Raw genomic sequence first — 21,802 nt, forward strand, 5'->3', positions numbered from 1 at the left:
CAGACCATCAATATCTGAAACGGTAACCCTCTGGAAAATCTTGCGAAGCTGTTTTCAAACCAAATTCATAAGCCGCCGCATTAGCAATATGCGCAGCCATTGTCATGACCAAGTGAAGCGACGTCATTTGGAGTGTCCAATAGGGTTTGGGGCTGCGCTCATTCACAATCGCTGCAACACTATAATGACCAACAGACGGCAGAGACAGCCCCACCGATCGCGCAGGAGTTAGCGGTTCACGCGCAATAAGAAACATTCCCGTTGAGCCGTGCTGTCCAAGACATGCATCTATGGCGATCACATGATGATCTTGGGGAATGCACTCCAAGTATGAAACCAGATGATCCGCATCACAGGGCTCCGTCATTGTGCCAATCACGTGCGGAAAGCCTTGCTCCTTGAGCATGGTGCCTACCAGTGGCCCGAGTGAATCACCCGATGAGCGATCTGTACCGATGCAAACAAAAGTCAACTTATCTATAGCATGCTGATGATGAATTTCTCGGAAAAACGGCGCGAGTCCATCTCGATCTGTTTTCTTTACATTATGTTCTAAGGACGAGCGACCGGGTGCGGAAGCTCGATTATACAAAGACAACTTTGTCCATCCTCCTTGATTCGGTTGTATATCAGTAATCTGGCTTTCAGTACATTCTACAACAAAAACATGATACAATACAGGCAACTTCCCCTGTTATGAAAGGATGGAAAATTAACGATGGATTTGTCTGTACCGTCTCATGCCAACATTGAGTATATGATTGAGGGTATTAAAACCAAGCTCCGTATGGCGAGTGGTGCTGCTATGCAGGCATCCGCTTTCTCGCTGGAGCAATACGAGGACATCCATGATGTCTATGATATGGTGATAAGCAAGCCTAACCTGAGCATTTCAGAGGTTGAAGCTATTGTTTCTGAACTGGGCAGATTACGCAAATCCTCCTGAAATAGCTTATAGGAATACAGCTTAGCTGTATTACAACCTATCATCATGAACAACAGCCTTCATGATAGTGCCCTGTCAGCGTAAATAAAGCTCGTAGCTCCGCTCGTCTCAACAGACGTGCACCGGGATACGAGCTTTATTTTTTTCGATTGCATATGCGCATTTTCATACACTTCTTCACTCACTCAAGGATGCTTCAAGGCAAATCCGCTAACACCAGTTCAGATATATCCTCATTACCTGTAGCTCGTATCTTTAATGTACAGCTTTTTTGAATTCGCGCGGCATCACCAGGCCCTAACTGAAAATCCCCATCCTGGCATGTGACTTCTACATGACCGCTAACTACATAGATGTGGGTGCGGCGCTCCTCTTGCTGCGGATATTCAAGCTGCTGTCCTTTTTCCAATCTACTCAGATACAGATTTATATCCTGCGCGATGGATAACGCTCCCTCCACTTCTGAACCAGACACAACAGGCTGAAGCCGATTTAGACGTTCACTGTGCTTGAATCTTTGCACCTGATAAGAAGGCTGAATGCCTGGACTTTCGGGTAAAAACCACATTTGCAAAAAGCGGACCGGTCTTTCATCCCCAGTATTTCGCTCTTCATGTTCAATTCCGGTGCCTGCACTCAGAACCTGGATCGAGCCGCTTTTTAAATCCTGCTCATGTCCCAAGCTGTCGCTATGATGCAATTGGCCTTCAATTACATAGGTGACGATTTCCAAATCGTGATGCGGATGTCTTTTGAAGCCTTGCTGCGGTTCAAGCTCGTTATCATTATGGGCTAGCATACAACCAAAATGGGCATTGCTCGGATCTTCATAATCGGCAAATGAAAAGCTAAACTCACTATGAATCCATCCTTTATTTGAGGTATGTCTTTCTGCCGATGTCACTATTTTAATCATCCTTAACACCTCCATGGATTACAGTTCCGTAAAGCAGCTTTGCTTCGTGATGACTATTCCACTTCCGGCCCTGGCATTACAAACGCTGTGATACGATCCCTTTACCCCGGGCTTATATGCCTCAATCAGCCTGTCGTCGCCGTCGGGTTTTGCTCTTAAGTTCATTATTAGTTAAGTTAATAGTACGAAAAATTGAATCTATTACAGCCATAAGGAGGAGATTTATTACATATGCTATCCCATGAACCCCAACCATCCCGGTTCCTACCAAGCTATTTGCGTCGTAGTCTGTATGCATCTATTATCATGATCGCTGTGTTGCTGCTCATCGCCTACTCTGTGAAGTGGATTGGCACAGCTCCTTTTCTATATTGGGATGAACGCATACAGGATGCCGTTTTTCCAGACACAGCAACTGCTCGTTACCAACTGCTAACCATCGCTATATTCATTACATCTTTAGGTTCATTCCGCATGTCGTTGATCATCGCCCTCGGTGCTGCTACCTTGTGTTGGGTCAGTCTTCGTTCAAAAACTTATTCCTTTGCGATCCTAAGCAGCTTTACGGCGATGTGGGTGCTGAATACGCTCATTAAGGAAATTTTGCAACGGGAACGCCCGTCACTTCAACATTTGGTTGAAGCCGGGGGTTATAGTTTTCCCAGCGGTCATGCGATGATTTCCATGGGATTTTTCGGAATGATATTTGCCATTTGGGCCATAGAACGAAAGATTCGTGGGCGTTCGCTCTTTCTTCCGTGTGTTCTTGGTGCACTACTGATTCTCTTGATTGGATTAAGCCGCGTATATCTAGGCGTTCACTTTCCTACAGATATTGTGGGTGGCTATATTGCAGGTATAATTTGGCTGGTGTTTACCGTTCCTGTGATCTATTGGCGAGCGCGCATGAAGCTTCCTTCCACTCCCCACCGGTAAATGTCCGAGACGGCTTTTTGTTTCACTCCGGGTCACGACGTTTATATACGAAGTAAGCAAGGCTCAGCAATATCGAAGCTCAGCCTTCATTAAAAACGTTATGGTTTTGTGAACTTAGGATAAGGGAGGCGATCCTTGTGTGGGGAATTGTACTAAGTATTGTAATGGCTATTATTATCGGATTGATTGGCGATGCACTGGCTGGTCATGAAATGCCTGGCGGCATTGCGGGCTCTATGATTGCTGGATTTGTAGGAGCTTGGCTAGGTGTCATGCTATTGGGAGACTGGGGCCCGGTCATCGGAGATTTTGCAGTCATTCCAGCCATACTCGGAACCGCATTGTTCGTGTTCTTGCTCGGACTTGTGTCCAGGCTATTAAGAAGGGCTACCTAAAATTTATATATATTTTTTATTCTATAAGAGGAGTGATATAACATGAGTAACATTGACAATCAAAATATGGCAAGTACTTCAGGTTTTGCAAAAGGTTTATTTATTGGAGGTTTGATTGGTGCTGCCGCAGCCCTGCTGTTCGCGCCGAAGCCGGGTCGTGATTTGCGTAGTGATCTGTCTGATAAAATTACAGTTGTCTCCGATAAAACAAAGGACGTGGCATCTGTAGTTAGCAGCAAAGCGACAGATTTGGCCAAAACCGTTTCCACCAAAACAGCAGATGTAGCCAAAACGGTATCCGAGAGCAAAGACAATATCGTTTCCAGCGTAACCAAAGCTTCTGCCGATGTCGCTAATGAAGCGGCCAAAGCGGATAAAGAAGTTATGGATGCAACGGCTCAGGCGGCCAAGGATACACAGAAACAATTGAATGCTAATTCCTAATAGTTACACATTCAGATGAAAAAAAATAAGCCCTAGACACTGAACAGCCAGCATGCAAGAAGCTGGCTGTTTTTAAATGATAGAAAGGCTGGGATGACAATGAGCAAGCCAAACTCCTATGGAGATGATCTTACCGCGAACAACAAAAGAACCTTTCATCCCTTACAGGCTCAAGATCAGCCAGATGAGGTTTCATCCAAGCAGGCTTCTTCCGCTCCTGATCATGTTAAAACGCATGATCAGGAGAGAGACTTTGATGTAAATGAGCATCCTTTTGAGCTGCGCCATGAGGTCAAGCGGCTTAACAAACGCTTAGATCAAATAGCAGATACGCTCGAAAGAGCAGAGTTCAAAGATATTCTGGAGAACTACTCCAGCACTAAAAGAAGAATTATGAGCAATCTGACCGCAGGGATTGCACGTGGTCTCGGCCTTACGCTGGGTACAGTGGTCATACTCGCCTTGCTCGCTTGGTTGCTCAGTTTCCTGGTACAATTAAATCTTCCGGTCATCGGAGATTTCATCGCCGAATTATTAGGATATATCAAAATGAGCCAAGGTACTAAGTAATTGTTCCTATCTCATTTAAAAACGATCCATCGTAACCGATAACAGACTCCTCAAAGAGCCTCCAGTTACGATGGATCGTTTTTTATTTGTAAATTGTAACAGCTGTAGTCAGCCGCTACAATTTGTTGCGCTTGTTAGCCTTCAATAAGTCTCCTGTCCACCCCTTCATCATCAGCCAGCCGTACATTCCCGCCATACTTAGCAGTGTGGCAATAATCACGGTGGTAAAACCCCAGCCTGTTTTAATCCAAGGCAGATTTTCAAAGTTCATGCCCCATATAGCGCCCACTACAGTTGCTGGTGTAAATACAGCGGTGACAATGGTGAGCGTCTTTGTAATCTCATTCCCCCTAAATGCAGAAATGGCGTCGTCAATGGAGATCAATGTGTCGATTTCCTTTTCATAATGCAGGAAAAGTCCTTCCATCCGAGTAACACGGTAAAGTAACTGCTTGAAAAAACGATTCTCCTCCAGTTTATCCAGATATGCCTCCCGAGAAGCCGTCACCAGCTCTGAAAAGGGAATGAACATATTGCTCCAATACAACAGCTCGAAACGTGCATTCAATATAGAATCCATCAGCGTACGAGCATTCCTTTTCTCCATGTCCTCTTCCAGTCTTCTCAGGTTGATCTCGAACTTATCCATACCTGTATGAAAGTAATGGAGCACGGCTCTCGCCAATACAAACATGCCATCAGCTGCATCCTCACACTGTTCCAGCATTTTTTGGCGTTCCGCGGTGTGCATGATTTCACGGGTATTTTGATCCAGATTTAACGTCACTAACTTCTGATTTAGGACCAGAAAATAAAACTTGTTGCAATTGCGCTGACTGTCGATCTCCTCCTGAACAGAGTAGATCAGCGACCCGTACATTAAGGGCTGATTGCCATCTGGAAAGCGCACAGATATAAAGCTGGATGGAATGTCCTCTACCTTGTCCAGCCATTCTGAGGCTTCTGGGAGCTTCTCCTTCAAATGCTGTATGACCGAATCTTGCCAATTCCCAGCACTGATGTCCCACCATTCCCATCCTCCACGAAAGGAAGAAATCTGTTCAAATGCTGTCATGGATTCCAACCTTCCTCCCAACCTTTTTCGCTTTATAAAAAGGACACGCTTCCCATATCGGAATAACGTGTCCTTACGATGTGACGTCAAATATTTTAAGCCATATAATCTGCCATCTACTCATGAAATAGAGGAATTAGACATAATCTGCTTCAGCTTTTCCGTTGCCCGCTTCTGAATACGGGAAACGCTCATCTGCGATACGCCCAACGTCTGTGCAATCGCACGTTGAGATTGACCGTCCTGAAATGCCAGAAGAAGCACCTTTTGTTCCTGCTCCTTCAGTTGGCTTAAAGCCTGCTGCAAATCCATTCGTTTTTCCACAGTGTCATAATCGTTAGCATCCGAGCTAATGAGCTCGCCTAACGTAGCTGCACTCTCATCCTGGGATAAAGGCGAGTCCAGTGAAACATAGTGATAGCACTCACGGCCAGCAAGCACCTCAATCGTTTCTTCCACGGTAAGATCCAAATAGGTCGCAATCTCGTCCACATTGGGTGAGCGTTCCAATTTAACGGTCAGTTCATCAATAGCATGTTGAACAAGCGCACCCTTTTCTTTAATGCGGCGAGGAACCTGGATGTACCAGGATTTGTCGCGCAAATAATTTTTCATATGTCCCAGCATACTTTTCATAGCGTATGGTTCAAATGGGATACCCAAGCTGATATCGTATTGCTGAAGCAGACGTATCAAAGCCATCTGACCGGTCTGATATAAATCCTCGTATAAGTCCGGACGGTTACGGGAGATCTTCCCAGCAGCCATCTTGACCATCGGCTCATACTTACGGATCAGCACGGTAGCAATCTCGTTATCTTTTGTTTGCTGGTACTCCCAGATTAGACCAACGGCTTCATCCATCGACTCCGGGGGAGTTACCTTTTCATTCATACTCTTTCCTCACTTCTGGTCAGTCGCTTTACAAGCACCACTTCGGTGCCTTTTCCTGTCTCATTCAAGATATGGACATCGTCCATAAGCGCCTGCATGAGATAAAAGCCTAATCCGCCTATCTGCGCATCATTCAACTCCTTGTCATGCAAGGATGCGATACGGGACGGGTCCTCCACACGTTCAAAGCTCTCCCCTTCATCTTTGACACGAATGGACAACGAAACTTCATCAAATTCGAATATTACTTCCACGACTCCCCCCTCATGACCATATGCATAAAGGACAGAGTTATTACAGGCTTCCGATACAGCCACTTTCATGTCTTCAATATCCTCATAAGAGAATCCCATTTTCGCGGCAATACCGTATAAATTTAATCTTACAATATCAACAAAGTCAGCAGTTGCCGGCAAATTAAGAACTACTTTTTGAATTTGAGCATTCATTTCTTTTTCTTTCCTTTCCTATTGGGAATTCTCCTGGGGGACAAAGAATTTGGCAATACCGGTCATATCAAACAGCTTTTGAATTTGAGGCGGTACCTCTTGAACAGCAAAGCGAGACTCCATCCCATGCCTTGCTTTTAAAATGGATAACAAGATACCAATCCCCGTGCTGTCAATGTATTTAAGGTCTCTCAAGTTAATAATCAAATCTTGGCTGGACTCCCCCACCAAAGGCTCCATCACCAGACGAAAATCAGGTGCTACCGAAAGATCCAACTCTCCACTCAGATAAACGGTATTTACGCCATCGGTTGTTTCTGTAATTGCATTAAACTTCTCATTTTTATTTGTATTCATAGGCCTACTCTCCCGAAAAAAGATTTCCCTACATACTAACCCATTATACGATCGTTTGAATCACGGTATAACTTTTTAAACACTACCAAATGCCACCATCTAGGCTTCATTGATTTGTTCTTTACCCGGCTGCATTGGAAAATGGTCCGGAGAATGCCGTAGCAACGCCTGTTTTACACTGCTGATTTTAACGGGCTTACTGATATAATCGTTCATCCCAGCTTCAATACATCGAGGCTGAATACCCTCCATCACATTAGCCGTCATGGCGATAATGGCAGGTTGGGATCTTCCCGCCAATTGCTCACGCACTCTACCCGTACACTCCAGACCGTCCATCACAGGCATCTGCAAGTCCATAAAGATATAGTCATAGTCCTGATTCGCCATGACCATATCAAGCGCCTGTTGCCCATCTGCTGCCACATCTGAAGCTAAACCGAGCTTATCCAGTATATTAACCATCAGCTTCTGGTTAATCGGATGATCATCTACGACCAGTACAGGTTTACGGCTTGGAGATTCCCGATGTGGAATTTCCCAGTCGTGGCTGGACTCCCCCTCCAGTTCATTTTCCTGAGCAAAGCCAAGCTTCATTGTAAAATGAAACGTCACGCCCTGTTCTCCGCTCGTATCTACACGGATATCTCCGCCCATCATATTCACTAAGGTTTTACAAATGGCGAGTCCTAACCCGGTTCCACCATATTTACGCGTCATTGAAGAATCCAGTTGGGAAAAGGGCTGAAACAGCCTTCCAACCTTAGCGGGATCAATACCAATGCCTGTATCCTTCACAGAAAACTCAACGGTAAGTCCATTGTCGCTTTGCTCTTTGACAGATGCGAAGACATACACCCCGCCCCGGTCTGTAAATTTGACGGCATTGGATACCAGGTTAATCAATACTTGACGCAATCTTCCCATATCTCCATATAACACAGGAGGCATCTGTTCATCGAGGAAATAAACCAGTTCCAAGTTCTTTCGGTTCACCTCTACCGTAAATAGGCTGAAAACTTCCTTGATACAGGAAACCAGATCAAAAGGATATTCCTCTACCTCCATTTTGCCTGACTCCAGCTTAGTGAAGTCCAGAATATCATTAATGACTGCTACCAGCGCGTCTGCACTACGACGGATGATATCGGCATATTCCTGTTGGTCACTTTGCAGCTCCGTCTCCATCAGCAAATCAATCATGCCAATGACGCCGTTCATAGGTGTGCGGATCTCATGGCTCATCATCGCCAGAAATTCCGTTTTGGCATTGGCAGCAATCTCTGCTGCCTCCTTGGCGGCAATCAGTTCGCTGTTCATCTTCTCCAGCTGCTGGGTCTTCTGATGAAGCAGCATGGACTGTGTCTTCAAGCGCTTGTTTGTCAGATACATTTGCACGAAGCCTTCAATTTTGGACTTGAGAATTTGAGGGATGAACGGCTTCACCATATAATCAATACCGCCCGCTGAATACCCCGCAAATAAATGCTCCGCTTCCTTGCTGTTAGCTGAAATAAAGATAATCGGAATATCCTTTGTTTTCTCTCTGGCCTTGATTAACTTTGCGGTCTCAATTCCATCCATACCCGGCATCTGCACATCCAGGACTACGATTGCAAATTCATCTTTTAATAGACATCGCAGCGCTTCTTCCCCGGATGTGGCCTTTACCAAATTATATTGTTCACTCTCCAGCACCGCCTCAAGAGCGAGCAGGTTCTCAGGTCTGTCATCTACCAGCAATATATGAATCGGTTCATGAAGCCCCATGGAATCCTCCTAAGCATCTCTATTTAATCTTCCGGTAAATTTTTTCTATCCGGTCCAGCGGCTCGTAGGAATCACTATAATCGGTAAAATGTATGGATTCCTTGGCCCCAAGCACCAACACACCAAAATGACTCAAGCTATCATAAAACAACCCATGCACGTGGTTGCGAAGTTCGTCGTTAAAATAGATCATGACATTCCGGCAAAAAATAACATTGAACTCGTTAAAGGACCGGTCAGTCGCTAAGTTGTGCTCCGCAAAAATAATATTTTTCTGTAAAAAAGGATGAAACATCACTGAATCATACTTGGCTGTATAATATTCAGAGAACGATTGCGTGCCCCCGGACTCCAAATAATTTTTGGTATACAGCTTCATTCTGTCGATCCCGTATACGCCTTCCTTCGCCTGCTGTAAAGACAGGTTATTCATATCCGTCGCATAAATGCGGGCCTTATCATATAAGCCTTCTTCATGCAGCAAGATCGCCATAGAATATACTTCCTCGCCTGTGGAGCAACCTGCATGCCATATTCGAATGTACGGATACGTTCGCAAAATAGGAATGATTTTCTGCCTAAAATTCAGAAACAGCTCCGGGTCACGGAACATCTCGGTCACCGGAATGGAAAGGCTTTGCACCAGTCTATCGAAGGCGCTGCGATCATGCAGCACCTTCTCCTGAAGTCCTGATATCGTGCTTACATTCTCGGACTGCGCATGATAATAAACACGCCGCTTAATCGATGGCAGAGCGTAGTTACGAAAATCGTAGCCGTACAGCCGATGTATACCTTCCAGCAACAGCTCAATCTCAATCAATTCCCGCTCAGTATCATTCGATTTCACTTCATTAGCAGCATTATCCGCCATATCCTTAGATGTCATAATCTCTCTCCAATTCCTAAATAGGTTTTGCCTGTGCCGCTCCAATCATGTGTCGATTTATATTACCCAATTTTTTGGGTTACGAATACAACCACACCCGCATTAATGATAAAAGCTGTTCGGTTTGAATCGGTTTTTTTACATAATCGGAAGCGCCTGCCTCAATACACTTGGAACGATCATCCTTCATGGCCTTGGCTGTCAGGGCAATAATAGGCAACTTCTCGAATTGTGGCATTAGCCGGATACGTCGCATCGCTTCATATCCATCCATTTCCGGCATCATCATATCCATCAGAACCAGATCAAAATCAGGTGTCTGTTCCAGCAGTTCCAGTGCTTCTCTTCCATTTTCCGCAAAGGTAACCTCCATACGATAGCTTTCCAGCACGCTGGACAGAGCAAATACATTGCGAATATCATCGTCTACCAACAATATTTTTTTATCTTCAAACAGTTCTTCCTTGTTGTATAGCTTCTGCAAAATTTTGCGTTTATCCTCAGGAAGATTCGCCTCTACACGATGCAAGAACAACGTTGTTTCGTCTAAAAGCCGTTCCGGCGATTTAACATCCTTAATAATAATAGACTCTGCATATTTGCGAAGTTGCGTTTCTTCTTTGCTATCCAGATCTTTGCCTGTATAAATAATGATCGGCAGATCAGTTAGCTGCTCGTTCTCTCGAATACGATCCAGCAGTTCAAAACCAGTCATGTCGCTCAGCATCAGATCCAGTACCATGCAGTCATACCGCTGGGTAGCTAGCTCATTCAGTGCTTCCTGACCTGTCGATACCGCCGTAATGGCAACATCATCATGATCGATCAGCTCAATAATGGATTTACGCTGATTATCATCATCTTCAACCACAAGGAGACGTTTGACCATTTGGTCCGTATACGATTTTATATGTGAAAATGCCTTATCCAGACTTTCCTTCGAGGAAGGCTTTTTGAGATAGGCAATCGCGCCCATCATTAAGCCCTGCTTCACATCATCTATGACCGAAATAACATGCACTGGAATATGACGTGTTGATGAATTTCCTTTTAGCTCACCCAAAATGGACCATCCATCCATTACAGGTAATTGAATATCTAGTATAATAGCGTCCGGCAAATAAGATTGAGCCATGTTGAGCCCATCGTCTCCTTGGAGAGCGATCAGTGCTTTAAAGCCCCGGCTACGGGCCATATCGTACAAAATATTAGCAAAATTAATATCATCCTCAATAATCAGCAGCACTTTATCCTGCGAGGTAATCTCGTTTCGGTCGTCTCCCGGATGTATAATGTCCTTCGCTTTGTTTTTCGAAGGCATCTGATATAATGGCAACCGTTCAGCAGGCATAATCATGGGAAGGTCCGTTTCTGCCGAGGCTGCCACATTCTCAAAATCCGAATTCACATCCGTACCGTTAAATCCCTCTCTCGAATGAGAGTCCATATCCTCAGCCGTTGGCGTTTGTTCCGGCAAATACAATGTGAAGCAACTGCCCTGTCCCTGCTCGGATTCCACCGTAATAACGCCGCCCAACAATCTGGAAAGCTCGCGGCTGATCGACAGACCTAGTCCTGTCCCCCCATATTTCCGGCTGGTTGTACCGTCTACCTGCTGGAAGGCTTCGAAGATCAGATCCGTTTTATCGGAAGCAATCCCAATGCCCGTATCACGCACAGATAAAGCCAGATAGGATCTTCGTGGATTTAGCAGACCAGGAAGCTGCTCTCCGTTTGCCCGAGATACAATGAAACGAATAGAACCTTCCGTGGTGAACTTGAAGGCATTAGACAGCAAATTACGTAAAATTTGTTTGAGACGATAACCGTCACTGATAATGGCATCCGGCAGGTTCTCTTCAATTTCGGTATGCAGTTGAAGCTCACGTTTGGCTGCGACCGGAGCAAAATTCTGCTCCACAAACAGTTCCAGTTCCTTCAAATGGACCGCTTCATGGTTAATATCCATTTTTCCAGCGTCCACTTTGGATAAATCCAGAATTTCATCAATCATTTTCAACAAATCGGCGCCTGACATATAAATGGTTTGTGCATATTCCACTTGCTTTGGCTTAAGATTGCCTTCCTTGTTCTCAGACAAGAGCTGAGAAAGAATAAGCAAGCTATTTAGCGGAGTACGCAGCTCATGAGACATATTGGCCAAAAACTCGGATTTGTATTTGCTGGTGATTCCTAGCTGCATGGCCTGTTGCTCCAACTGAGCTCGTGCACGTTCGATCTCATCGTTCTTTTCTTCTACTTCTCGAACCTGTTCTTCTAGCGCTCTAGTTTTGGCAATCAGTTCAGTATTAAAATGCTCCAATTCTTCTTGTTGACGTTGTAACAATTCCTCTGAACGCTTGAGTTCTTCTGTTTGCTCCTCCAAATTTTCGTTGGAGCGCTTGAGTTCCTCTTGCTGAGTTTGTAGTTCTTCGGATTGGCATTGCAATTCCTCAGTAAGTGCCTGAGATTCGCGCAGCAATTGCTCTACACGCATCCGTCCCTTGATGTTGTTCAGAATGATCCCCAAGCTCTCTACTAATTGAGCAAACAGCTTCGTTTCCAGATCACTGAAGCGATCCAGTGACGCTATTTCTACAGCACCGATACACTCATCCTCGAACAAAATAGGAAAAATCATAATTCCCACGGGCTTACTTTCTCCTAAGGCAGAGCCTATGGACAAATATCCGTCAGGAGCCTCTGTAATCAAGATCGGCTTACGATCCAGAACACATTGTCCGAGCAAGCCTTCGCCCACATGGATAACGTCCCTAATCGAATTTTCGCCAGTCACCTTTGCATAGGAACCGTATAACTTAAAACGGTTGTCTTCTACATCTTTCCCTTGCAAATAGATGGCTCCATAGCTACCTCCCAAGATGGGCGTAAACTCACTAATGAACATCTGAGCAACCTGCTCCAGTGAATTCACACCACGGAACAGCTCAGTTACCCGAGCAGTATTGGCATTAAGCCAAGTTTGATCCTTCTGCGTTTGAAGGACAGAATGCTCAAATCTCCGCTTTTCTTCCAAGTCTCCGGCCATTTGTTGAAATACACGAGCGACCTCCCCGATTTCATCCTTGGAAGAAACACTCATTCGGCTAATGGCCCTGTATTTTCCCTTGCCGAAACCATTAATCATGAGATTAACGATATTTAGACCTTTGGCAATGCTTGGGAGCACCCACAAAATAACCAATAAGCCCATGATCAGACCGGCGGCCATCAGAATTGTGGTAATCTGTACAGATTCCTCATAGGCCTGATTGGCTTGCTTCATGTCGTTATCAATCTCCCGATCCTGAAAAACGGCAAGGGCATTAATGCTGTCCATTGCCTCCTCTTGAGCAGGTAAACCAGTACTATTGCGGAAAGCGTTAGCCTCATCAATGCGATCTTGTCCCAGCAAAGAAACTAACCTTTGTTCGTAACTCAGAAATTCATTCCAGGCGACGGCTACCCGATCAACCTGCTGCTGCTCTTCACTGGTGCCTGAATTTGTTTGCAGACTTGCCAGCACTTTCGTTCCAGTAGCAGAAATATCATCAAGCTCACGTTTGGCCTCGCCGACGGAGGAGCCCGGATTTAAAATCAGGTTGGCCATAACTTTAGCCATATCATTCACCTGACCACGAATAGCCGTTGTTTTCCGGACCTTCACATATCGGTCCTGGTAAACCTGATTCAGCTGCTCATTCAGGTTCCCCATACGGTCATAGCTGATTAGCGTCAGCACAAGGAGGATCGCCATAAGCGATCCAAAGCCGATCAGCAGTTTATTTCTGATTTTCATGCAAGCTCTCTCCCTCTTTCAATGAAATCCAGATCAGGCACTTATCATCATCGCGATCCTGTGGCGTCTCATTACGAAAAAATGCATCCAGCATCGCTTCTTCGTTCCATTCCTCATACTTACGTAGACACTCAGTCAGATACTCCAACTGCTCCTCATATTCACCTTCCACCGCTTCCAGCAAGCCATCCGTATACAAAGCGATATGTCCAGTTCCTTCATAATGAATCGTGTGCATTTCTGCATCAATCTTATCAAACAAACCAACCGGGCTACATGCATGGTCAAATTTGGTAATGCTGCCATCCTGGTTGAACAGCAAACCGGGAGGATGTCCCGCATTTACATAGTCAATTCGCCGTGAACGGGTATCAATCACCATATAAATCGCCGTAAAATAATACTGTACCAGCTGCTTGCCCAGATCCAGTTGGTTAAAACGCCGATTCAGCTCTTGTATGACTTTCTCAGGCTCCACATATGTGGTCACCGTATCCTTAAGTACAGACGCAATGAACATGCAGAACAGCGAGGAAGAAATGCCATGCCCCATCATATCAAGCAAAATGATGGCATATCGCCCCTCCCCTAACGGATACCATGAATATAAATCCCCTGCCAGTTCAAAGGAAGGCTGATAGAGCGCATTCACTTGCAGCACTGGGTCATGGATGGCAGGGCTAAGCACCGCCTGCTGCACCATCGCGGCCAGCTTCAACTCATCCTGAATTCGCTGATCCCGATCCTTATGCCAATCCTTCTCCTGTTTGAGACGCAAGGCAGACCGGATTCGCGCCATGAGCTCTACCTTGTTGATTGGCTTCGTGACGTAATCGACGGCTCCCACATCTAGAGCTTCGGCCAATTTTTTGGAATCGCCTACCGCCGTTACCATAATAATCGGGATATCTTTTAAATGCTCATATTCCTGTACAATACTGCAAGCTTCAATGCCGTCCATTTCAGGCATCATCATATCCAGCAGCACCAGATCAATATCTGAAGGACGGGGCCTGAGACTAATGGTACGGTCGCCGATTCCCAGATGCTCCAACATTTCTGCGGCCGAGCTAGCAGAGATCACATCCCGATAATTTTCTTTTTTCAGTATTTCACGAATAATAATGACATTCGTCGGGTTATCGTCAACAATTAGAATTCTCATTGGCCTCTCCTTATCTGTAACTCATGTATTATACTATACCTGCTTATACGGCAACACCCTTGTTGATTGGAAGTAGTGTTTCCGTAAGAAGGCATTCCAAAAACATAGATAAGGAATGAGGCTAAAACCCCATTCCTTATCTATGTTTTTGGAGGACCCGCGAAACACTTGTGGTGCGGTCAACTTCCTCTTTTTCGAATCTAATGTCACTCAGCTTTTATGGTGAACAGCAATATCACGCTTTTTTAGCAATGACCAGCACTTTACCCTGATCCAGTTCTTTTTCATAAAAGTCAGCTTCGGTATCTGTAAATCCCAAAGAAGTAATTTTAGCGCGAAGCTCATCGCCACGGGAACGGAACAAGTTGGCTAATGAATCGAAAACGCCCTCTTCCTTAATCCCGATTTCCTTAGCATCCACCGTATCGGCAATACGATCTGTCCGATCCTGATCATGAGCGAGCACGAACACATCCTCATAACGATAGCCCGTGTTACGCAACTCATTTACTGCTTCAACGGCTTGTACACCGTTATCTACCACTTTGGCATAAGATTTATGATTGGTCTGATTCATGTTTCTCACGCTCCTTTAAGGATTGACTTCTCTGACTATTACACTTCACATATCCATTTGAAACTTCCATGTTATGTCACGCCTCAAAAAAATCGATTACCACTCCGTTTCATCAAAAAACTCAACGTACTTAGGTTTATCAGACGTCTCATCCATAAACACTTTGATTGCACGTTGTCCGCGTACATAGACCTCTCCGTCTTCCGCCGTGAATTGCGAGCCACCCAGCGCCTGATCCAGCGTTTTCCGTTGCAGCGGCAGCCACTTATCATTTACCTTGATTCGACCAGCAGCAGGATCTACATGCACATAAGAAACGACGTCCTCACGCATACCTACAACAACATCTGGATATTGGTATTCTGTAGAAAGCAGCAGCATATCCTTTTTGACTCGTTGTGGCTTGCCTAGCTTCTTCAACACATCCGCACGGGTGTCATCCAAAGATATGCCATTTAAGGTATGAAAATCTGCTGGTACAGCATGTGGAGCGGGTATCGTCTGTACAGTCCTAACCATATGCCCCGCTGTTTGCGGGGAAACGGTTTGCTGAACCGTATCCTGTCCGGAAAAGGGAGTGAGCAAACCAGCAGCTAGTAATAACGTCTTCATCATAAATCTCACCCTTTCAATGAATTTCCTGTAGTTTACGGTTCAGCCACTATGCTACTGACGCATTTTCTGCCACACTCCAGCAGCGATGTCTACATAACCCAACCAGTTTTTACCCGGTTTGGCCGCAGGCTCCTCATAAGTCGCATTGTAGCTCTGAACCGTCCGCTCCGTTGCGGTCAAAGGTCTATTCGGTGTCGTTGCCTTGATCGCGTGATCTGTTCTGGAAGTATTACTCGCAGCGCTATGCGATTTCTGAAACCGTGTCATTAACGCTGTTGAAGCCTGCTTGGCAGCCAGCGTCACTTCACTGAGTACCTCTCCCAAGTTTCTAACCGATTCCATCACTGGCTCCACTTGCTTCAATTTATGATCAACGTCTGCGGTGATGTCATTCGCATGTCGAACCGTTTGTTTTACTTCATAACTCAGTTCATCTATCGTTTTTTGTACATCCTGCAAGGTTTGAGTCACCTTATCCAGAGAGCCTTGTGCTGCTTTCAACGTTTTAATGAGGAAAATAACGAGAACTGCAAATGCGATAGCAATAATAAAAATGCTGACCTGTGTTAACATAGCGTAACCTCTCTTTCGTCTTTCACGATGATGTTTATGATTACTGCATAGTTACCCTTTAGATTCAGACACGAAACAACGTCCAGGCTGGCTTCTTCTCCGCTCCAAACGTTATGATTCACGGACTCTCGCACCGTTTAAAACACCATATAACGATGGCACAGCCACGAATAATCTATAGAAGTCATTGTCATCTGCAACCACGCTCTATCGGAGCGTGAGTATGCCACATTATATACAATTAAAGGAGGATACAGAACATGCTAAAATGGTCCGCTTTATTCTTAATTTTTGCTGTGATCGCCGGGATCTTAGGTTTTTTTGGTATCGTCGTGTCCATAGCTGCTACAATCGCTAAAATATTATTTGTGATATTTCTGGTATTGTTCGTCATTTCACTCTTTACCGGAAGAAAACGGGTTTCATAGTTATCGGATGCTAGCTGCACAAAAGTAATATTCTAAATGTTTATAAAAAAAGGATGTTCCCACCCTGGTTAACAGGGCTGTGGAACATCCTTTTTTGATGCAGCTTTTTAACATTTAGCAGCGCTCTATTGAATCACGCTGCCCCCAAACAGGAAACGATCCTGCCAAGGCTTGCTGAAATCCGTAACTTTTACACCGCCACCCGCTACAGAAAACGTATGGAGAAGCTTGTTGTCTCCCAAATATACAGCTACGTGTGTAATCGTTTGGGAGGAATTATCCAAGGACGTGTACGCCCCGGAAGATGCATTATAATTTGTAAAGAAGAGCAAATCACCACGCTTCAGCGTAGTCATGTCCGTATTCGGCTGACTGTTTTGCTTGATCCACTCACCCTGTGAACGAGAATCTGCCGGAAGCTGGATACCTACAGCCTGACGGAAAATTTGACGGGTAAATGCCGAGCAATCAAAAGTAGCCGTACTGTTACGATCCGAACCATATTCATATGGAGTTCCGAGATAAGTCATCCCCGTATTAATAACCTGCTCTATTGCAGCCGCTGCATCACCGGAAAACATGTTCGTAGTTGACGCAGGAGATGCTGTCACAGGTATTGCGGTAGTATCAGGAGTGGTTGTCACCGGAGCAGCCACAGGCTGCTGCACAACAACGCCCTCACCAATACGAATATACTGTGGAGACGAGCTAACATAGCCCACCGTACCATCAGCATTGGTAACCTTGAACCAATAAGCATTACTTGGATCGGTAATCGTAACGACATCCCCTGCATTCAAATAGCCCAAAACCTCGGAAGAAGTGGATGCCTCCGCCCGCAAACGAACGGACGTTTGAATCGTGGCTTTCGTTTGACCGGCAGAACTATTCACTGAGGCCACAGCCTCTTTAGCTGAAACATTTTTAACTGACTCTGCGGCTTCCGGTTTACGGCTGGCAGATGAGGTGACAGCAGCAGCGACGCTGGTAGCGCCAACTTTTATGTACTTGTCGGAGCTGCTAGTGTATCCGGTTACTCCATCAGAAGTCTTGATCTTATACCAATAGCTGTTCGTTTTCTCCAATACCGTTACGGCCTCTCCCTGCTTCATAAAGCTGACTACATCCCCTGTAGTCGAAGGACCGGATCTAAGCTTTACAGCCGCCTGAATAACCGCCTTCTGTCCTGTGGATGCTGTTGATGCCGCTGCGTCAACCTGACCCGGCGCCACATGAATTGCTGCCAACAGCGCGGCTGACGTCATGAGCATTCCCATCACGCGTCTTCTCAATGTTGCACCTCCTGGCTGTTTTTACGAATTTGAAGAGCATATCCAATTCCGACGAATATAGCCGGACATGCCTTCATTATAGTAAAAGCAGCAGGAAGAGAGATATAATCCAAACGTCACAAAAGGAAGCGTATACGCATTTCGCATATAGGCCTAAAGTCACTTTTAGCACTAAACATTAAATAATTAATCTATAATTTGGGTTCTACATGGACATGGACATGCATCGTATTATGAACCTCTTGCAGACGTTCCTCAATCCGGTCGCTGATCCGATGCCCTTCAATCAGGCTGAGTTGCGGATTGACCTCAATGACCACATCCACCAGCGCATGATTGCCGTGTACACGTGCCTTAACGTCCCGAATCCCCTCTACTCCAGGTATACAGGCAATCGTACTCCGTAAGTCAGACAGCTCTTGCTCATCAAATCCATCGGTCAAGCTGTGCGTGGAATCCTTAAAAATATCCCACGCTGTTTTACAAATGATGAATCCTACCGCGATCGCAGCTACAGTATCCAGCCAGGGTAGGCCGAACTGTGCGCCGATAATGCCAACTGCTGCCCCAACACTGACAAGTGCATCCGATAGATTATCCTTGGCCGCTGCCAGCAAAGCCTTATTGTTAATTTGCCGTGCCAGTCTGTTATTGTAAAGGTACACTCCCAGCATAATCACTGCACAAATCACAGCTACACCCGCGGAGGTGATATCCGGTATTTGCTTTCCGCCCTTGAAAATGCTCCCGATCCCATCAATAAGCACCTGCAAACCGACGACAGCCATAATAAAGGACGCCAGCAGCGCCGCGATCGTTTCTGCCCGAAAATGTCCATAGGCATGGTCAGAGTCCGGTGGCTTTTGGGAAATTCTCAGTCCAACCAGTACAGCAACCGACACTACAATATCGGTGACATTATTGAAGCCATCCGCCCGCAACGCGCTAGAAGCAAATATATATCCGCTAATCAGCTTAAAGGCGGACAGCAAGAGATAAGCAGCAATGCTCACCCACGCCCCACGCTCACCTTTTCGTATCTCTTCATAGACATTTACCACAACGTAGGACACTCCTTCAAATATATAGTTCCCAGCAGAACGATCTCACCGGGCCCAAAAATAAAAATAGCAGCGTTGCTGCCCTGAATAATATCAATTTTCTTTGGTTAACTGTTATTTTCAGGATAGCAGACGAACTTTGTGTGGGTCTAGAGAAACAGTCTTTCCGCTCTGCATCGCTGTAGTAACAACGAAAAAGTATTGCCAGGCCCCATTCCTGTAGGTTATATAAAACATTTTTTACTTCACGCAAAAAACAGAGGTTTTCTCTTCCAACCCACCCCAGATGTGTGTTATCATTGTTGCCCTTGTCCCTTCTTTTAAAAACGTATAAAATGAGGACACAGCCGCGTTTTTATTCAATCCAGCATGATTGACATGAATTTGGCGGCAACAGGAGGAATTTATTCATGAGCGATGCTAATGAACCACGTAAAGTTAATCTCGCAGATGCCATTCGGGAAAAGCTGGCACAAAAAAAACAGCAGTCCGGCGCTTCACAGCAGGGCGGCTTTCAAGGCGGTTCCGCCAAAACACTGAAAAGCCAAAATACGAAGAAGCCGAACAACCAACGCCGTCGTACAGGCGGATCATAAGCCACCCCATAGTATATATATTGTACGCAAAATCGGACGAGGTCTATCTTACCTCACTCCGGAACCGAGTAAGCTATGGGCATGACACAAAAACGAAAAAGAGGAGTCTCCCCGCCATCTAAATGGCCTAAGGAGCTCCTCTTTCGTTTATCTAGTTGTTGAAGTTAGCCGGTTTGGATTTTAGCCGATTTCTACCGGATACATACGTTCACGCAATTTTGTGATTTCTTCATTTTCCAAGTATTCATCATAGCTCATCGTACGGTCGATTACGCCGTTTGGTGTAATTTCCACGATTCGATTCGCGATCGTTTGAATAAACTGGTGGTCATGGGATGTGAACAATATAGTACCGTCAAAATCAATCAGACCATTGTTCAGCGCTGTAATGGATTCCAGATCCAAGTGATTGGTCGGTTCTTCCAGCAACAGCACATTGGCACCGTTCAGCATCATTTTCGCCAGCATACAGCGAACCTTTTCGCCCCCGGACAGCACACTTGCTTTCTTAAGCGCTTCTTCTCCAGAGAAAAGCATACGTCCCAAGAAGCCGCGCAGGAACGTTTCGTCCTGATCCTTGGAATATTGACGCAGCCATTCCACAAGATTCATATCCACACCTTCAAAATAGGTGGAATTATCTTTCGGGAAATAAGCCTGGCTAGTTGTAATCCCCCAAGAGAATTCTCCGCTATCCGCTTCGATCTCGTTCATCAACACCTGGAAGAGCGTCGATTTAGGCATGCCGTTCGGGCCAACAAACGCGATTTTATCGCCTTTGTTCACAACCAGACTGAACTCATTCAGCACTTGCTCGCCTTCAACAGTTTTACTGAGGCGGTCTACTGTCAGGAGTTGTTTGCCTGCTTCGCGTTCAGGCTTGAAGTTCAGGAAAGGATATTTACGGTTCGATGGACGGATGTCATCCAACGTAATTTTATCCAGTTGTTTTTTACGCGAAGTAGCCTGTTTGGACTTGGAAGCATTCGCGGAAAAGCGCTGAATAAAGGCTTGCAGTTCCTTGATCTTCTCTTCCTTCTTCTTGTTGGCATCACGAGTCAAGGCAAGCGCAAGCTGGCTAGACTCATACCAGAAGTCGTAGTTTCCGACGTACATCTGGATTTTGCCAAAATCAATATCCGCAATATGCGTACATACCTTGTTCAGGAAGTGACGATCATGGGATACAACGATGACGGTGCCTTCATAGTCCATCAAGAAATTTTCCAGCCATTGAATGGATTCGAGGTCCAGATGGTTGGTAGGCTCATCGAGCAGCAAATTGTTCGGACGACCAAACAACGCTTGAGCCAGGAGAACACGTACCTTGTCATTACCACTCAGCTCAGACATGTTCTTGTCATGCAGGTCGCGGGGAATACCAAGACCGATCAGCAAGGAAGCTGCATCTGGCTCGGCATCCCATCCGTTCAGCTCCGCAAATTCACCTTCAAGCTCACCGGCACGTAGACCGTCCGCTTCGGTAAATTCCGTTTTGGCATACAGCGCATCCTTTTCCTTCATGATTTCATACAGACGCGTGTGGCCCATAATAACGGTTTCCAGAACCGGGAATTCATCGTATTCATAATGGTTCTGCTTGAGGACTGCCATCCGTTCACCCGGTGTCATGTGAACCTCGCCAGAATTGGCTTCAATTTCACCGGAAAGAATTTTCAAAAAGGTGGATTTACCCGCGCCATTCGCCCCAATCAGGCCGTAGCAGTTCCCAGGAGTAAATTTGATATTTACGTCTTCAAAAAGTGGGCGTTTACCATAACGAAGCGTTACGCCGCTTGTACTGATCATATAAGCATACCATCCTTATCATTAGTAAAGTGCTAAACACAAAATTACCGACGGCAATAGTATAACACACAAAAGATCGGATTCGAACCGTAGTATAAGCATAACCGCCCCTGAATCTCATCCAATATCTTATAAATAAAATAAAAAATGCTTCTGTCTCCACGATTGTCACCTGACAAACACATGGACCAGAACCATTTTCATGTTCTAAATTCGTTGAGATGCCGTTAGGACAGACCCGTTATT

General features: G+C 45.4%; 23 protein-coding genes. 7 read left to right on the plus strand and 16 right to left on the minus strand.

From position 1 onward, the window contains the following. Positions 1-7 precede the first annotated feature (7 nt). On the minus strand, positions 8-598 hold the full coding sequence (gene yyaC, locus JOE49_RS01140) for a spore protease YyaC (RefSeq protein ID WP_023990265.1): 591 nt from the start codon (positions 596-598) through the stop codon (positions 8-10). A gap of 120 nt (positions 599-718) precedes the next feature. Here yyaC and JOE49_RS01145 point away from each other — a divergent pair, with 120 nt between their 5' ends. Continuing rightward, positions 719-946, plus strand: coding sequence for a DUF1128 domain-containing protein (locus tag JOE49_RS01145; RefSeq protein WP_013373034.1), 228 nt, complete (start codon positions 719-721; stop codon positions 944-946). 196 nt (positions 947-1,142) lie between these two features. Here the strand turns inward: JOE49_RS01145 and JOE49_RS01150 are convergent, their stop codons facing one another. Next, positions 1,143-1,862, minus strand: coding sequence for a pirin family protein (locus JOE49_RS01150; protein WP_025721764.1), 720 nt, complete (start codon positions 1,860-1,862; stop codon positions 1,143-1,145). A gap of 231 nt (positions 1,863-2,093) precedes the next feature. On the opposite strand from JOE49_RS01150, the gene JOE49_RS01155 reads away from it, so the two are divergent. The 4 genes from JOE49_RS01155 (at position 2,094) to JOE49_RS01170 (ending at position 4,207) form a co-directional block, all read left to right on the plus strand. Then, positions 2,094-2,798, plus strand: coding sequence for a phosphatase PAP2 family protein (locus JOE49_RS01155; RefSeq protein ID WP_209940435.1), 705 nt, complete (start codon positions 2,094-2,096; stop codon positions 2,796-2,798). Positions 2,799-2,935: 137 nt separating this feature from the next. Further along, positions 2,936-3,193: a GlsB/YeaQ/YmgE family stress response membrane protein gene (locus tag JOE49_RS01160; protein WP_013311925.1), complete on the plus strand. Its 258-nt coding sequence runs from the start codon at positions 2,936-2,938 to the stop codon at positions 3,191-3,193. A 42-nt stretch (positions 3,194-3,235) separates the two neighbouring features. Beyond that, positions 3,236-3,637, plus strand: coding sequence for a YtxH domain-containing protein (locus tag JOE49_RS01165; protein ID WP_023990268.1), 402 nt, complete (start codon positions 3,236-3,238; stop codon positions 3,635-3,637). A gap of 93 nt (positions 3,638-3,730) precedes the next feature. Beyond that, positions 3,731-4,207: a DUF5665 domain-containing protein gene (locus JOE49_RS01170; protein WP_209940436.1), complete on the plus strand. Its 477-nt coding sequence runs from the start codon at positions 3,731-3,733 to the stop codon at positions 4,205-4,207. 115 nt (positions 4,208-4,322) lie between these two features. Here JOE49_RS01170 and JOE49_RS01175 read toward each other — a convergent pair whose 3' ends face one another. From JOE49_RS01175 to JOE49_RS01225, 11 genes are all read right to left on the minus strand, one after another. Continuing rightward, positions 4,323-5,282, minus strand: a complete 960-nt coding sequence (locus tag JOE49_RS01175; protein ID WP_053326084.1) for a magnesium transporter CorA family protein — start codon at positions 5,280-5,282, stop codon at positions 4,323-4,325. Between the two features lie 120 nt (positions 5,283-5,402). Continuing rightward, positions 5,403-6,176, minus strand: a complete 774-nt coding sequence (locus JOE49_RS01180; RefSeq protein ID WP_028541852.1) for a sigma-70 family RNA polymerase sigma factor — start codon at positions 6,174-6,176, stop codon at positions 5,403-5,405. Then, the gene (gene rsbW, locus JOE49_RS01185; protein ID WP_023990271.1) at positions 6,173-6,625 is read right to left on the minus strand and encodes an anti-sigma B factor RsbW; all 453 of its coding nucleotides are present in this window, start codon (positions 6,623-6,625) and stop codon (positions 6,173-6,175) included. Before rsbW ends, JOE49_RS01180 begins: the two co-directional genes overlap by 4 nt. An 18-nt stretch (positions 6,626-6,643) precedes the next feature. Beyond that, positions 6,644-6,982, minus strand: a complete 339-nt coding sequence (locus JOE49_RS01190; protein ID WP_023990272.1) for an STAS domain-containing protein — start codon at positions 6,980-6,982, stop codon at positions 6,644-6,646. A gap of 99 nt (positions 6,983-7,081) precedes the next feature. After that, positions 7,082-8,752, minus strand: coding sequence for a response regulator (locus JOE49_RS01195; protein ID WP_023990273.1), 1,671 nt, complete (start codon positions 8,750-8,752; stop codon positions 7,082-7,084). A 19-nt stretch (positions 8,753-8,771) separates the two neighbouring features. Next, a complete protein-coding gene (locus tag JOE49_RS01200) occupies positions 8,772-9,641 on the minus strand; it encodes a CheR family methyltransferase (RefSeq protein WP_209940437.1) in 870 nt (289 codons plus the stop codon). A 79-nt stretch (positions 9,642-9,720) separates the two neighbouring features. Then, a complete protein-coding gene (locus JOE49_RS01205; protein ID WP_209940438.1) occupies positions 9,721-13,440 on the minus strand; it encodes a response regulator in 3,720 nt (1,239 codons plus the stop codon). Further along, positions 13,424-14,605 (minus strand): PP2C family protein-serine/threonine phosphatase, encoded by a 1,182-nt coding sequence (locus tag JOE49_RS01210; RefSeq protein ID WP_209940439.1) that lies wholly within the window; start codon positions 14,603-14,605, stop codon positions 13,424-13,426. Before JOE49_RS01210 ends, JOE49_RS01205 begins: the two co-directional genes overlap by 17 nt. A gap of 235 nt (positions 14,606-14,840) precedes the next feature. Next, positions 14,841-15,182: a YflT domain-containing protein gene (locus JOE49_RS01215; protein WP_023990277.1), complete on the minus strand. Its 342-nt coding sequence runs from the start codon at positions 15,180-15,182 to the stop codon at positions 14,841-14,843. 96 nt (positions 15,183-15,278) lie between these two features. Further along, complete coding sequence (locus JOE49_RS01220; RefSeq protein ID WP_028541848.1) at positions 15,279-15,797, minus strand: hypothetical protein; 519 nt, start codon at positions 15,795-15,797, stop codon at positions 15,279-15,281. A 51-nt stretch (positions 15,798-15,848) separates the two neighbouring features. Then, on the minus strand, positions 15,849-16,370 hold the full coding sequence (locus JOE49_RS01225) for a DUF948 domain-containing protein (RefSeq protein ID WP_069290384.1): 522 nt from the start codon (positions 16,368-16,370) through the stop codon (positions 15,849-15,851). Positions 16,371-16,630: 260 nt separating this feature from the next. Here JOE49_RS01225 and JOE49_RS01230 point away from each other — a divergent pair, with 260 nt between their 5' ends. Beyond that, complete coding sequence (locus JOE49_RS01230; protein WP_028541846.1) at positions 16,631-16,798, plus strand: DUF1328 domain-containing protein; 168 nt, start codon at positions 16,631-16,633, stop codon at positions 16,796-16,798. A gap of 125 nt (positions 16,799-16,923) precedes the next feature. Here JOE49_RS01230 and JOE49_RS01235 read toward each other — a convergent pair whose 3' ends face one another. Both JOE49_RS01235 and JOE49_RS01240 read right to left on the minus strand, forming a co-directional pair. Beyond that, the gene (locus tag JOE49_RS01235; RefSeq protein ID WP_076295634.1) at positions 16,924-18,090 is read right to left on the minus strand and encodes a C40 family peptidase; all 1,167 of its coding nucleotides are present in this window, start codon (positions 18,088-18,090) and stop codon (positions 16,924-16,926) included. A 191-nt stretch (positions 18,091-18,281) separates the two neighbouring features. Further along, positions 18,282-19,151, minus strand: a complete 870-nt coding sequence (locus JOE49_RS01240; RefSeq protein WP_028541844.1) for a cation diffusion facilitator family transporter — start codon at positions 19,149-19,151, stop codon at positions 18,282-18,284. A 410-nt stretch (positions 19,152-19,561) separates the two neighbouring features. Between JOE49_RS01240 and JOE49_RS01245 the strand changes: the two genes are divergently transcribed. Continuing rightward, the gene (locus JOE49_RS01245; protein ID WP_013311941.1) at positions 19,562-19,747 is read left to right on the plus strand and encodes a hypothetical protein; all 186 of its coding nucleotides are present in this window, start codon (positions 19,562-19,564) and stop codon (positions 19,745-19,747) included. 180 nt (positions 19,748-19,927) lie between these two features. On the opposite strand, the gene JOE49_RS01250 is transcribed toward JOE49_RS01245, so the two are convergent. Further along, a complete protein-coding gene (locus JOE49_RS01250) occupies positions 19,928-21,556 on the minus strand; it encodes an ABC-F family ATP-binding cassette domain-containing protein (RefSeq protein ID WP_023990284.1) in 1,629 nt (542 codons plus the stop codon). Positions 21,557-21,802: the final 246 nt, after the last annotated feature.

It is taken from the genome of Paenibacillus sp. PvR133 (assembly GCF_017833155.1).
GTDB classification, from domain to species: domain Bacteria; phylum Bacillota; class Bacilli; order Paenibacillales; family Paenibacillaceae; genus Paenibacillus; species Paenibacillus polymyxa_B.

What these genes read in the sequence shown, in the direction of transcription:
- JOE49_RS01145 (WP_013373034.1), top strand. Translation starts at nt 719, where the DNA reads ATGGATTTGTCTGTACCGTCTCATGCCAACATTGAGTATATGATTGAG.
- JOE49_RS01150 (WP_025721764.1), bottom strand. Translation starts at nt 1,862, where the DNA reads ATGATTAAAATAGTGACATCGGCAGAAAGACATACCTCAAATAAAGGA.
- JOE49_RS01155 (WP_209940435.1), top strand. Translation starts at nt 2,094, where the DNA reads ATGCTATCCCATGAACCCCAACCATCCCGGTTCCTACCAAGCTATTTG.
- JOE49_RS01165 (WP_023990268.1), top strand. Translation starts at nt 3,236, where the DNA reads ATGAGTAACATTGACAATCAAAATATGGCAAGTACTTCAGGTTTTGCA.
- JOE49_RS01170 (WP_209940436.1), top strand. Translation starts at nt 3,731, where the DNA reads ATGACAATGAGCAAGCCAAACTCCTATGGAGATGATCTTACCGCGAAC.
- JOE49_RS01175 (WP_053326084.1), bottom strand. Translation starts at nt 5,282, where the DNA reads ATGACAGCATTTGAACAGATTTCTTCCTTTCGTGGAGGATGGGAATGG.
- JOE49_RS01180 (WP_028541852.1), bottom strand. Translation starts at nt 6,176, where the DNA reads ATGAATGAAAAGGTAACTCCCCCGGAGTCGATGGATGAAGCCGTTGGT.
- rsbW (WP_023990271.1), bottom strand. Translation starts at nt 6,625, where the DNA reads ATGAATGCTCAAATTCAAAAAGTAGTTCTTAATTTGCCGGCAACTGCT.
- JOE49_RS01190 (WP_023990272.1), bottom strand. Translation starts at nt 6,982, where the DNA reads ATGAATACAAATAAAAATGAGAAGTTTAATGCAATTACAGAAACAACC.
- JOE49_RS01195 (WP_023990273.1), bottom strand. Translation starts at nt 8,752, where the DNA reads ATGGGGCTTCATGAACCGATTCATATATTGCTGGTAGATGACAGACCT.
- JOE49_RS01200 (WP_209940437.1), bottom strand. Translation starts at nt 9,641, where the DNA reads ATGACATCTAAGGATATGGCGGATAATGCTGCTAATGAAGTGAAATCG.
- JOE49_RS01205 (WP_209940438.1), bottom strand. Translation starts at nt 13,440, where the DNA reads ATGAAAATCAGAAATAAACTGCTGATCGGCTTTGGATCGCTTATGGCG.
- JOE49_RS01210 (WP_209940439.1), bottom strand. Translation starts at nt 14,605, where the DNA reads ATGAGAATTCTAATTGTTGACGATAACCCGACGAATGTCATTATTATT.
- JOE49_RS01215 (WP_023990277.1), bottom strand. Translation starts at nt 15,182, where the DNA reads ATGAATCAGACCAATCATAAATCTTATGCCAAAGTGGTAGATAACGGT.
- JOE49_RS01220 (WP_028541848.1), bottom strand. Translation starts at nt 15,797, where the DNA reads ATGATGAAGACGTTATTACTAGCTGCTGGTTTGCTCACTCCCTTTTCC.
- JOE49_RS01225 (WP_069290384.1), bottom strand. Translation starts at nt 16,370, where the DNA reads ATGTTAACACAGGTCAGCATTTTTATTATTGCTATCGCATTTGCAGTT.
- JOE49_RS01230 (WP_028541846.1), top strand. Translation starts at nt 16,631, where the DNA reads ATGCTAAAATGGTCCGCTTTATTCTTAATTTTTGCTGTGATCGCCGGG.
- JOE49_RS01245 (WP_013311941.1), top strand. Translation starts at nt 19,562, where the DNA reads ATGAGCGATGCTAATGAACCACGTAAAGTTAATCTCGCAGATGCCATT.
- JOE49_RS01250 (WP_023990284.1), bottom strand. Translation starts at nt 21,556, where the DNA reads ATGATCAGTACAAGCGGCGTAACGCTTCGTTATGGTAAACGCCCACTT.